Origin of the sequence: Shewanella sp. 10N.286.52.E4 (genome assembly GCF_041468785.1) — a bacterium.
In the GTDB taxonomy this organism is placed as follows: Bacteria; Pseudomonadota; Gammaproteobacteria; order Enterobacterales; family Shewanellaceae; genus Shewanella; species Shewanella electrodiphila.
This window is the reverse complement of the sequence record NZ_JBFRJJ010000046.1, coordinates 16776-30226: the sequence shown is the minus strand read 5'-3', so window position 1 is coordinate 30226 and position 13451 is coordinate 16776. Positions and strand designations below refer to the sequence as shown.

The following is a 13451-nucleotide window of genomic DNA, read 5'->3' as shown; positions in this document are numbered from 1 at the left end:
GAATAGAGAATAGAGAATAGAGAGCTAACCTATTATGCAATTCACCAAATTGATTCTCATCTTAATAAACCACTTTCAATTCAAAAGAACACTTCTCATTCCTACAAAGCAACTGTCATTTCAATAAGCTTTTATCAACAAATAGGCATTCAGCCGCAGAGTTTGGGTAAAAAAAGTTTCATCATACTTGGGATAAATATCACGTTATTAAACTGAGTTAATAATGGTATTTCAGAAAGTAGTTTTAATATAATTGCAAGGGAAAAAGAGGATAAAAAAGAAGAAATATTGAGATAATCTTAAAAACTTACACAAGTAAACTGAAGGGTGTTATTTTTTAACCACCCCTTAAACTTGTTAAATATTATAACCTTACAAACACGGCCAATAGTATTCAACAAAGTTGTCCACAGATTTTGTGGATAACCCAAAGTTATCCACCAAACTTTATCAGCAAGTCAGGAATGGATAATAATACTTATTTTATAACTACTCTTAAGGTATGACATATCTGCTTTTATCAGTCAAGATATTTATACAAAATTTGCAAAATCTAGTTTGAAACTTGTTTCTAGCTTCTGAAATAGCGATACTGACTTATCACGTAGAAACAGCAATAAAATCATGCATAAATATTTTGTCATCTTCAGCTTATTACTCATAACGGCTTGCTCTCCAGCAGAAGACAGTCAACAAGGCAGATTAGAAAAAGCCTTAAGTCCTGAACAGGTCTCCATTGGTTTTTTTACTGCAATCTATGTTGAGCGTGATATAGAGAAAGCCAAAGTCTATGTAAGCCAAGAACTCAAAGATATCATGTCTCATTACCATATCGCTTCTGCGGTACAGCGGCATGTACTCGGTTTGTCTATGACTGACGTCAATATGAGTATTGATGATATCGACATCGACTTCTTTCGAAAATTCACCGACGAAGTTGATGTAAAGGTAAAGATGGAGGGTTTACGTGGTGGTAGCCCTTGGGTAGATGACCGCACCATTAAGCTGGTAAAAAATGGCAAACGTTGGACGATAGTTGAAGTATTAACTGAGAAAGGTCGTATAGACCTATAACATGCACTAGCTTTCATATCGCGTTACTGTGACAACAAGAAGCATTAATAAATGTCATTATTTAGAAATCGTCACAGATAGAACACCGAAGGTTTTAACTGTAAACAATCAAATTTTAAGCATAAAAAAAGCAGCTAGGCTGCTTTTTTTATGCTTGAGAAAGAGCTAATAGTATTAGTTCAATCTACTTATTCTTCATCAGTAGGTAGTGACTCTAGAACGTCATCTTTTACTTGATAATAAGCATTTTCGTATTCATGAACTTCCATAGTAACTCCTATCAACCTAAGGTCGTTTTGTAGGGGGTAAGGAATGTCTATTATTTAGGGGGTGACATTTTCCTTTACAGAGAAGCAGTAGCCATCATTACTTCTTGGTTCTGATTATACCAAGCATATAGTTCCAATCCCACCAATAATTACAAAAAACTTTCAGAAATGTATGTTCAATTTGTAAATAACTCGTTTTATAGTGCTTTTTAGTAGGGTAAAACTGTAAGTCTTACAAAAAGGATCACGAAAGCAGCATACTTATGTCACATTCAATCATCTCACCACACAATCTACTAACAACAGGTCTTTTTGTTTAAGATAATAAAAAGCGAATAATAGCGTACAGACTATTACTCGCTTAATTATCATTTAGGTGATAAATCTCTGAGTCGTTAAACTTGATTTATGTGCATCACAATCCGTTTTTCTGAAATAGGATAAGCTGTGCCAAGGACTTGGGCGAAACAAGATACGCGGTACTCTTCTATCATCCAACGAGCTTCTAATAAAGACTCAGGAATTGGCTGCATTTTAGGTACTTTAGCCAGCTGCGCTTTAAGCAAGTCGTCCACTTTAGCAATGCTTTGCATGTGCAATCTATCACGAGTAGGATCAACGGGTAACTTATCTAAGCGGTTTTCAATCGCCTTTAAGTAACGAGCGACATCGGCTAATCGACTCCAGCCACAGTGCTCAACAAAGCCTTTAAATACCAATTTATCCAGCTGGTTATTAATATCACTCATTGCAAAAGCAATATCTAAACTGATCTTGCCTTTTAAACGCTTTTTAATCCGCTGATAAATCGTCAATACTTGCTCAACTTGCAGTGAAATTTGCTCTGCATAGCCGTTTAGCTCTTGTCTAACCCAATCTTTAGCTTGTTCAAATTGCGCTTCATTTCGAACATCTAATTTTTTCTCATCAAGTAGCTGCTGCACCGATGCAGAAATAATGTCGTCAATCAGCAATTGCACTTGCCCGAATGGATTGAAATACATCGCAAGTTTAGCTTTATTTGGCAGCGCCTTTTGTAAATGCTTAACAGGAGACGGTATATTGATCAGTAATAAGCGGCGTAAACCAATACGATGTTGACGCTCAGCTTCAAATTCATCATCAAACAACTTAATTGATACTTGGCTTTTCTCGTCAATTAAAGCCGGATAAGCTTTAACTTCATAATTACCTTTACGTTTTTGATATTGCTTAGGTAAATCACCAAATGACCAAGTGGTTATCTCTTTCTTTTCAATACCATCTTCAGCCACGTTACGAATCGCTTTTGCCACAACGCCTTGTAATTTATCTTTAAGGCTGTCTAAATCGCGCCCTTGATCCACAAGGCGATGCTTATCATCCTCAACTTTGAAGTTAACGGCTAAATGAGCGTTTAACTGAGTTAAATCGAAATCATCACCGCTGATACGAGTACCTGTCATACGAAGTAACTGCTTACACATCGCATCAAGCAAAGGCATCGAAAACGGCTCCATTGCTTGTACACATGCGCGGGCATAATCTGGTGCGGGTACGAAATTACGGCGTAGATTTTTCGGTAGTGACTTAATCAATGCGACAACTTTTTCTTCTCTAAGCCCTGGTACTAACCAATCAAAATCATCAGTGTCGATTTGGTTGATTAACGCCACCGGAATATGCACTGACACACCGTCATCAACAGCTGCTGGCTCAAAGTGATAACTCACTTGTAGCCCTAAATTGGCTTTGTGCCACACTTCAGGGAAATCCAATGCTGAAATATGATCTGCACTGCGCTGCATTAATAAATCTTGATTGAAATCTAATAACTCAGGGTTTTGCTTACGGGCTTCTTTCCACCACTTAAAGAATAATGGCGCGTTATAAATACCCTGCGGGACTAATGGATCATAAAAGTCCACCAACACTTGCTCATCAACCAAGATATCGCGGCGACGAGACTTATGCTCTAGAGACTCGATATCATTCAGCAGTTGCTGATTCTTGATAAAGAAAGGTTCTTTAGTCTGTAATTGCCCTTCAGCTAATGCACTGCGAATAAATATTTCACGTGATTCCACAGGATCGATTGGGCCATATTGCACTCTGCGGCGATTCACCACTGTCAGCCCATAAAGCACTTGATTTTCAAAGGCGATAACACTGGCTGGTTTGGCCTCAAAATGAGGTTCTAAATGGTTTTTCTTAATGAGATGCGCCGCTAATGGTTCTAACCATTCTGGCTGAATTTTGGCGCAGCAACGAGCGAAAAGGCGAGACGTTTCGGTCATTTCAGCCGCCATAATCCACTTTGGCCCTTTTTTCGCCAAAGGAGAACCAGGGAATACAAAGAACTTACGATTACGCGCGCCTAAATATTCGTTATTCGCATCTTTAAAACCAATGTGACTTAACAAACCTGATAATAAGGCTTTGTGCAGGTCGTCATAGCTAGCAGGAGTATCATTTAAACGCCACTTTAAATCATGAACCGCTTGTTTTATTTGAGTGTATAAATCCTGCCATTCACGTACACGCAAATAGGCTAGGTACTCTTCACGACATTGTTTTCTAAACTGGCTTGCTGATAGCTCGTGTTTTTGATCTTTAATATGATCCCAAAGGTTCACCCAACTGACAAAATCTGAGTCCTTGTCGGCATAACGGCGATGACACTCATCGGCGGCTTGCTTCTTTTCAATCGGTCTTTCGCGCGGATCTTGAATCGATAAACCTGAAGCAATCACCATTACCTCATGTAAACAATTCATATCTTTAGCTTCAAGCACCATACGTGCTAAGCGAGGATCTAACGGTATTTTCGCTAAATTACGCCCCAGATTAGTCAATACTAAATCTTTGCGCTTTTGCTTAACGGCTTGCAACTCTTCTAGAAGTAAAAAACCATCACGAATATGTTTTTGTTCTGGCGGCTGAATAAATGGGAAACCAGCAATATCTCCTAAGCCAATCGCGAGCATTTGCAAAATAACTGAAGCAAGATTGGTTCGCAAAATTTCAGGATCGGTAAATTCAGGACGTTGAATAAAGTCAGTTTCATCGTACAGACGAATACAAATACCTGGACCAACACGACCACAACGCCCCTGTCGCTGATTAGCACTGGCTTGTGAAATCGGCTCAATTGGTAAACGTTGTACCTTGGTACGATAGCTATAACGGCTAATTCGGGCGGTACCTGGGTCAATCACATAGCGAATACCCGGCACGGTTAATGACGTTTCGGCGACGTTAGTTGCTAATACAATACGACGGCCTATGTGACTCTTAAAGACTTTTGATTGCTCGCCATAAGACAGACGCGCATAGAGCGGTAAAATTTCAGTATCGCGATATTTCTGCTTACGCAGCATTTCAGTGGTGTCACGAATTTCTCGCTCACCATTCATGAAAATCAAAATATCGCCAGGGCCTTCAGCAATCAACTCGTCAACCGCTGAGAAAATGCCATCACTGACATCTAAGTCAGCATCGGTATCGCGCACCAATGGACGATATCGGGTTTCTACAGGGAATGTACGGCCCGAGACTTCAATGACGGGCGCATTATTGAAGTGTTTTGAAAAACGTTCGACATCAATAGTTGCCGAAGTAATAATCACTTTTAAGTCGGGACGTTTTTTAAGAACTTGTTTTAGATACCCTAAAATAAAATCAATGTTTAAGCTACGCTCATGGGCTTCATCGATAATAATCGCATCGTACTGATTTAAGAATTTATCTGAGGTTAATTCTGCAAGCAAAATACCGTCAGTCATCAGTTTAACGTAGCTATCTTGACTAATAGAATCAGCAAAACGCACCTTAAAGCCAACAACCTCACCTAGCGGACTATTAATTTCTTCAGCAACGCGATTAGCGACGCTGCGGGCAGCAAGACGCCTAGGTTGGGTATGACCAATTAATCCACGGGTACCTAAGCCCAGCTCTAAACATATTTTTGGTAACTGGGTTGTTTTACCTGAGCCTGTTTCACCCGCAACAATCACCACTTGGTTATTGGCTATCGCATCGGCAATATCGCCGCGTTTTTGTGAAACAGGTAACGCATCTGGATAGGTCACTGCAGGGCTATTTTTAAGCCTTAACTGCGCCTTTTCATAAGCTTGAGTCGCTTGCTCGGTTAACTTTGCTAAGACTTGATCTTTCTTTTCAGACTGAGGCTCTTTATTTAATTGATACAAACGACGACGAATTCTTGCTGCATCGGTTTGATAACAAGAGTTTAGGTATGCTTTAGAGAGCGGGTGTTGGTCCGAATTCAAATCTAATTCCTAGCAAGTATTTCAAAAACTGCGATCCTAGCAAGGAACTAGACTGAATGGTATTAGTTTAAAAAAAACAGCGGCGTAAATACTTAGATTATGCAGGCGTTAAGTAACATTGCTGCATATAGATATTCATTGCTTTGAGTACATCGGTACGATTAATGGTACCGATAACTTTCGAGCCTTGTACTACAGGATAAATTTTCGGTTTAGCACCAAGCATTTGTTCTGCTAACTGTAAAATACTGCCATCAGGTGATGCGGTTAATACATCTGTCTTCATACAATCTTTCACTGTTTCTGTCATATCGCAGTGATAGCTACTTTTAAGCATCACAGATAAACAATCTTGCTGTGATAAAAAGCCCACCAAGGCGCCGTCATTATCAACCACTGCAGCACCTGCTTTATTCTTGCCTAATAAATGTTCCACCGCCGTAGCCAGTGACATATTGGCTTTTAATAAAACTGGCTGACGATCCATATATTCTGAGATTTTGATTGAATCCATAGTGATACCCCTTAAACCTTTACTTGCGCAAGCTACATGAGTTAACAACAAAAGCTAACAACACGCTCTAGTATTATTTTTAGTCTTCATATTGATTGTAGTCAAAATCCTAATAAAGCGATGATTGAATTAATAGATTGTGATATTCGATTAAACCTTTCTTTAACTAAAGCATCTTTGAATGGACAATAAAAAAGCACCAGATAATCTGATGCTTTTTCATTTAGCTAAGCCCAATCCATTCTAACCATTAACGACAGTATGAGCTCATTACTGGTCACGCCAAATCATAATGTTAGCTTGTTCGCCACTTTTTCGAGTCGCGCGGTACATGCCTTCGGTATTGAATGGCGTGGCAATATTACCGCGATGGTCAATAGCAATAACCCCGCCTGTTCCACCAGCAGTGATTAAGCGTTGGTTTATCACTTCATCAGCGGCTTGAATAATCGATTTTTGTTGGTATTTCACTTTAGCGCAAATATCACCTGCCACTTGGTAACGGATGAAATATTCACCATGTCCTGTGGCTGATACTGCACAAACACCATTTTCAGCATAGGTGCCAGCACCAATAACAGGGGCATCACCAATTCGGCCATAGCGTTTGTTTGTCATTCCCCCTGTTGAGGTACCTGCGCTAATGTTGCCTTGTTTATCTAATGCCACAGCGCCCACGGTGCCCACTTTGTATTCTGTGTCTAATTGTTGGTGCGCCGCTTGGTAATCAGCACTACTCTTGGCTTCGGCCATTTTAGCTTTAGCTCGCTGTAATCCTTCATAGCGTTTTTGAGTATTAAAGGTTTCATTAGCAACTAATGGCACTCCTTGGGTTAAAGCAAACTCTTCAGCACCTTGGCCGTACAACATAACGTGCACAGATTCATCCATAACTAATCTTGCCAAATCAATAGGATTTTTTATGTGCTTAACGCCCGCAACTGCGCCTGCATTCATGGTATTACCGTCCATGATAGACGCATCCATTTCATGCTCTTCATTATGGGTATAAACCGCACCTTTACCTGCATTGAAATACGGTGAATCTTCAAGCACATTAATGGCTGTTGTGACTGCTGTAAGGCTTGAACCACCCTTTTCTAGTACCGTGTAGCCAGCATCTACTGCCTCTTTTAATTTGGCACGATAGGCTTGTTCTTGTTCTGGCGTAAAACTGGATTTTTTGATCGTACCAGCCCCACCATGAATGGCTAATGCAAATGGCTTGTCATTATTAGCAAAAGATATACTGGAAAAAAGTGTCATTGAAATAGCGAAAGCGAGCGTTATTGTTTTCATTTTAAGCAAGTCCTTGATCGGTTTGTATCTTTGTAACCATTTCAGGCGGTAATTTCAATCATAACCTTGCCTGTTAGCAGTATTCTGGCGACAATAGGTTATAAGTAATTGGCCGTTGATAAGCATTCATTCATTGTTATCCAAATCGTTTAAGTATTGCCTAGTCATTTGCGTTGCTCTCGTTTCGATAGCATCGAATTTCGCTTGGGCAAAAGATGATTGGCTAAATATCAAATTAACAGGTGCCTCTGACAAGCTTAACAAGAATATTCGAGCTCATCTGGGTGAAAGCCCCAACTCTGCAGTACAACGCCGTGCCTTCTTATTTACCGTCGAAGACAATGTTAATGCCGCTTTAGAATCGATGGGGCATTATCACGCAAAAGTCGATATTGAAGTAACCGAAGCAGAAAAAGGCCCGTGGACATTAAATGTGTCGATTGATGAGGGCAAACCTACCATCATTGAATGGATAGACATAAAGTTCAGTGATGAGATGCTCGATGACAGCAGTTTTAATCGATGGATGAACCAGCTGACAATCAAACCTGGCGATGTATTAAATCATGGTGTTTACTCTGAGCTTAAATCTCAACTGGTTACCTTAGCGCTAGCTCGCGGCTATTTTGATGGTTCATTCACACGCTCAGACATTGAAGTCAATCGAGATTTGAATACCGCACGGATCCACCTCTATTTTGAATCAGGTAAACGCTATTCAATTGGTAATGTCGAATTTTCAGGTCAAACCGTTAACGACGATATTTTAGAAAATCTTATCCCGTTTGCTCCCCATGCCAAATATTCAACTCAGCGGCTAAATCGTTTAAATCGAAACCTGATTGATACAGGGTATTTCGCTGGCATTAAAGTCTTACCGCAACTTGATGGAATGTCGAATACTGAAATACCTATTAAAGTAGAATTAAGCCCGCGCCCGACACATTCATTTGAAGTGGGTTTAGGTGCTGACATTGGTAATAACGCCGAGAAATCTTCGATTGATCCAAGAGTACGACTCACTTGGCGTATGCCGCAGATTAACAGCTATGGACATACTCAAGAAACCACCATGGAGTGGTCACCGGATAAACCTAAATTCTTAACCACCTACACTATTCCATTGACTCATCCTTTAGATGACCAACTGAAATTTCGAGTGGGTTTATTACGAGATAAATACGGGGTAACACAGGACTATAATCCTGATGACCGTAGTTACGATTACACGGGCCAGCTTGAGTCAGAAAAACGTTTAATAGGGGTGATCAGACAACAGAGGTTAGATCATGATTGGTTGTTTGGCTACTCGGTAGAATTTAACCAAGAGTTTTATAACCAGTCCGACACCGATTATGATCCAAAGTTTTTATTATTTGGCATCGGGATTGGTAAAACCACTCGAGGCGATAATACACTCGACCCTAAATCTGGTTTCAGGCAGGTCTACAGTATTGAATACGGTAACTCAAGTTTAGGCTCAGAAATTAATTTGACTAAAATTGAAGCTAAGTTTAAGTGGATTGACACTTTTTTTGACCGTCACCGCATTGTCACTCGACTCGATATGGGTGCAAATATCGCTGATTCTGATGAGATTGCTCAAATTTCACCTTCTTTGCGATATTTTGCAGGTGGCGACCAAACCATTCGTGGTTATGGTTACCAAGAACTTGGTCCTTACATCGAATATATCAACTCTGAAGGCGGTGTATCACGTCAGGTTGTAGGTGGACGTTATCTCGTGGTGGGTAGTTTAGAATACCAGTACTATTTAACAGATACATGGCGAGTCGGCACTTTTGTTGATGCGGGTAATGCATTTGATACAGAGCAGTTTGAACCTGTTGTGTCAGTCGGCGGCGGGATCCATTGGATTTCACCTATTGGTCCGATCAAATTGGACGTCGGTGTCGGCCTAAAAGAAACCACCACGATTGATCGTTCTTGGCGAATTCACTTAACAATGGGGACAGATCTATAATGACTGAAAAATCTTCCCCAACGGCAGACAATACACGTTCAACGAATGGGACAATTCCTGCGGCGACACCGCCAAAGTCAGCTTTAAAAAGATGCTGGAGTGCTTTTAAACTGTCCACGCGTCTTTTTATCTACATTCCTTTACTGATACTTATCATTGTAGCCGTCTTACTTGGCACCTCTATCGGCGCTCGGATTAGTGTTTTGCTTGCCAATCAATTTGTTCCTAATCTTGAATTGGATATTCGTTCGGGCACCATTAACAAACACCTCGAGTTTGATTATGCCAGTTGGTCAATGAATGGGGTATCCGTTGAAGTTGAAGATTTATCTTTATCCTGGGTACCTACTTGTTTGTTCAATAAACAAATTTGTGTCGACAGCTTAACAGCGAGCAAGGTCAATGTACGTGTTGCAACCGATGAATTTGATGAAACACCTGAAGCACCTGAAGCACCTGAAGCACCTGAAGCACAATCAATTGATGCTGAACGTCTTAATGCTGTCAACATTACACAAGACGATAATCAGCAAAGCGTAAATGTACAAAACTTGGATGCAAGTGTAATTGATGCAGCACTTAATACTGATGAAACTGATGAGCCCTCACCTCTTATTTTGCCAGTGATCATCGGACTTAACCATTTGGACTTGAATAACGTCAAAGTCAGTGTCAATGATATGCGTTACAACGCTGGACGTCTGCAGGGCAAAGCACTGTGGAATAAAAGTGGCCTTCGTGTCAGTTACCTTCACAGCCAAGATTTATTGGTAGATATTCCACTTGGCTCTGATGAGACTGATATTGATACCAAATCTGAGCAAAGTAATGCGACAGACAAGCAGGATATAGAAGAATGGGCAATGGCAAATTTGCCGGCTGTTTACATGACCTTCCCTATCTATGTTGATGAATTAACGACAACAGATAGTGTGATGCTTTTAGGCGAACGTGAAGATACTTTTGCCCATATTGCTTTAAAAGGTAGCTACGTAGAATACTTAATCGATATTCAAGAGTTAGCAGTTACTCACCAATATGGCGATGCAAAACTGATTGGCGATATCAGTTTAAATGATGATTACCCGATGACAATTGATGCTCAGTTCTCACTCAACAATGTCACAGAGCTTCCTGAGTTATCCAATCAAACCTTAAGCATTCAAGCTGAAAATGGCTTCGATGATTTAGCCGTAAAAGTCTCAGCATCTGGTGATATCAATATCGACTTTGAGGGTACTATTGCCTTAAGTCGTCCTGAAATGAATTATCAATTAGAAATAGCAAAGGCAGATCTGCAGTGGCCATTGGATAAGCCTGACTATTTTGCCAAGATTGATAAGTTAACCAGTAAAGGCGATATCAACAGTCAATCAGCCATATTTGACGCCGAATTATTAAGCCCTTTTCATCCACTACTGGATGTGAACGCCAACATTAGTTTTGAAAGTGAACAACTCATTATCTCAAGCATTAATATCCTATCTGATGCAGGTAACATCAAAGGTAATGGTTTACTTAACTTCAAAGATGAATTTAGCTGGCAAGCAGAACTTGAAACTGAAACCTTACAATTAGAGAAAATCAGTTATCTATACGAACTCACCGAGTTGACCAGTAACATCAATGGTCAATTATCATCTGCCGGCACCATTGGCGATGAAACATGGCACATTGAAATCGCTGATGCCGCGCTCGATGGCTCGTTAAATGCGTTTCCATTAACTGTCAGTGGCAATATTGAGTTAAATGAGCAACTGGCGGTCAATGCCGATAACTTACATGCAACCGCACTAGGTGCTGAGCTTATTATTAATGGTCAAGCCAATAAAATTTGGGATGTCGACGCAGAGCTTACTGTGCCCGACCTTAGCCAGTGGTTGCCCCAATCTACTGGCGGCATTTACGCAAAAATTGATGTGACTGGTGATGATCAACAACCGATTGTCGATATCACAGGTAAGTTGTTTGATTTTGAATACCTAGATATGGAAGTTGAACTGTTAAATCTTAATGCTCACTACTTACCGTTAAGCCAGCATCAATTTAAACTTAATATCACTAATGACCAGTTTACTTGGCAAGAAATCGATTTATCACAGCTGTTAATCAACGCATCAGGAAACCTAAATCAACAACACCTTGAGTTTTCTACCGCTGGTGAATTCGCTATCAATACCATTATCGATAATAAATTCGATGAGAATAGCCAAGTATTTGATGCACAGATAAAGTCTTTATCAGTCACTCACTTTTTAGGTACATGGGCCACTGATAGAATTGTGGAGGTTATGTGGGATCAAAAAAATGGCCAAGGTAGCGTCAATCCTTTTTGTATTAACCACCCCAACAATCACTTATGCATAGAAACTCCTGCGACGTTTGGCAAAATCGGGGATATTCAATTAACTGCTCAAGGTACGCCAGGATTACTATTAAAGCCTATATTGCCCACTAAATTCTCTTGGACTGGGGATTCAGATATTTCAGTCTCAGCAACTTGGTCTGAGACAGAAAAGCTTCAAGCAAATGCTGATATCAATTTTTCAGAAGGTCAACTTGAGCTTAGGCGCACCAGCAAAGATTTTATCAATTTACACTACGATATTATACAACTCACCGCATCGCTAAACGAACAAGTGCTGCAAGCAAAACTTATTGTAGAGGCTGAAGAAATTGCCACTATCAACAGCCAAGTTACCGTCAATACAGATCCAAGTCGGGCATTAAAAGGCAATATTAATGTTGATGCATTAAACCTATCTCACTTACAAGGTTTTTTCCCAAAACTTGAAACACTCGAAGGGATATTTGCCGCTGACTTATCACTTGAAGGCAACCTTGAAAAGCCAATGGCTAAAGGCAGTATTTCATTATCTAAAGGTGCTATTGCAACCACCAGTAATCCAACGCTTATTAATGATATAAATCTCGCCATGGCGTTAAAAGGGCAAAAAGGCTTGCTTGATGGCAGTGTAGCGATGGGAGACGGCCAAGCACAAATCAATGGCACTTTATCTTGGCCTCAAGGCAGTTTCAGCGGTGACATTGATATTAACGGCGACAAACTGGCTGTTATCGAGCCGCCTATTGCTATTTTACAAGTATCCCCAGATATCAATCTCAAATTCAATAAAGATCAACTTGCTGTAACCGGTAAAGTTGACATTCCAACGGGTGAAATCGCCGTTGTGCAGCTTGCTGAAGGTGGTGTGGCGGTGTCATCTGACGTCGTATTTAAAGACTCTATCTCTGAACAAGAGCAAAGGGTTAGCCCTTATGCCATCGTCTCAGATTTAAACATTAACCTTGGCCCAGAAGTATCCATTGACGGTATGGGGCTTAGCGGAAAACTAAACGGAACCATACTGTTGCAACAACAAGCTTTTAAACCACCTTTGCTGTTTGGGGACATTAGAGTTAGCCGAGGTACTTATAAGTTTATGGGGCAAACCTTAACCATAAGCACAGGTGATGTGCAGTTCTCAGGCCCTACTGAAGTGCCTAACTTAAATATTGAAGCGGTTCGTGAAATAAAAGAGGAAGATCTCACTGCAGGTGTCAGAGTCACAGGTACTGCAATGCGCCCTATCGTGACGTTATTTTCGAGCCCAGCTAAAGAACAAGCGGAAATTTTATCTTACATCGTGACTGGCGCTGGGTTTGGCAGTTCTACTAATGAACAAAACAGTGCTTTGATGATGGGAGCAGCACTGACATTAGGTTCGCAGTTTGGTGGTGGAGCAATCAATAACATTGGCTCTACTGCGACAGGCTTAATTGAAAAGTTTGGTTTTTCTAATGTTCAGCTCGATGCAAACGATGAGGGCCGCGTTGCAATTAGTGGTTATATTGGCGAAGACTTAATGGTGAAGTATGGTATCGGGGTATTTAACCCAGGTTACGAAATGACCGTACGATATTACATATTGTCGCAATTGTACTTAGAAACGGTATCGGGCACATTGAACCAATCACTCGATATTTATTATAGCTTCAACGTCGATTAGCGTCAGTTTGCTATTCTCTATTCTCTATTC

At 40.5% G+C, this 13451-nt stretch carries 6 protein-coding genes; 3 read left to right on the top strand and 3 right to left on the bottom strand.

Annotation, left to right across the window (positions count from 1 at the left end):
- Positions 1-624 precede the first annotated feature (624 nt).
- Positions 625-1074: a hypothetical protein gene (locus tag AB4153_RS19615; protein WP_102527101.1), complete on the top strand. Its 450-nt coding sequence runs from the start codon at positions 625-627 to the stop codon at positions 1072-1074.
- A 664-nt stretch (positions 1075-1738) separates the two neighbouring features.
- Here the strand turns inward: AB4153_RS19615 and hrpA are convergent.
- The 3 genes from hrpA to AB4153_RS19600 all read right to left on the bottom strand — a co-directional run bounded on the left by hrpA (position 1739) and on the right by AB4153_RS19600 (position 7427).
- The gene (hrpA, locus tag AB4153_RS19610; RefSeq protein WP_303517423.1) at positions 1739-5614 is read right to left on the bottom strand and encodes an ATP-dependent RNA helicase HrpA; all 3876 of its coding nucleotides are present in this window, start codon (positions 5612-5614) and stop codon (positions 1739-1741) included.
- A gap of 97 nt (positions 5615-5711) precedes the next feature.
- On the bottom strand, positions 5712-6128 hold the full coding sequence (locus AB4153_RS19605; protein ID WP_102527104.1) for a CBS domain-containing protein: 417 nt from the start codon (positions 6126-6128) through the stop codon (positions 5712-5714).
- Between the two features lie 270 nt (positions 6129-6398).
- The gene (locus tag AB4153_RS19600; RefSeq protein WP_102527105.1) at positions 6399-7427 is read right to left on the bottom strand and encodes an isoaspartyl peptidase/L-asparaginase family protein; all 1029 of its coding nucleotides are present in this window, start codon (positions 7425-7427) and stop codon (positions 6399-6401) included.
- Positions 7428-7560: 133 nt separating this feature from the next.
- Between AB4153_RS19600 and AB4153_RS19595 the strand changes: the two genes are divergently transcribed.
- Together AB4153_RS19595 and AB4153_RS19590 are read left to right on the top strand one after the other, a co-directional pair.
- A complete protein-coding gene (locus tag AB4153_RS19595) occupies positions 7561-9411 on the top strand; it encodes an autotransporter assembly complex family protein (protein WP_371998446.1) in 1851 nt (616 codons plus the stop codon).
- Complete coding sequence (locus tag AB4153_RS19590) at positions 9411-13421, top strand: translocation/assembly module TamB domain-containing protein (RefSeq protein WP_371998445.1); 4011 nt, start codon at positions 9411-9413, stop codon at positions 13419-13421. Before AB4153_RS19595 ends, AB4153_RS19590 begins: the two co-directional genes overlap by 1 nt.
- Positions 13422-13451: the final 30 nt, after the last annotated feature.

Coding starts and splice junctions, on each gene's coding strand:
- AB4153_RS19615 (WP_102527101.1), top strand. CDS start 625: ATGCATAAATATTTTGTCATCTTCAGCTTATTACTCATAACGGCTTGC.
- AB4153_RS19590 (WP_371998445.1), top strand. CDS start 9,411: ATGACTGAAAAATCTTCCCCAACGGCAGACAATACACGTTCAACGAAT.
- AB4153_RS19605 (WP_102527104.1), bottom strand. CDS start 6,128: ATGGATTCAATCAAAATCTCAGAATATATGGATCGTCAGCCAGTTTTA.
- AB4153_RS19600 (WP_102527105.1), bottom strand. CDS start 7,427: ATGAAAACAATAACGCTCGCTTTCGCTATTTCAATGACACTTTTTTCC.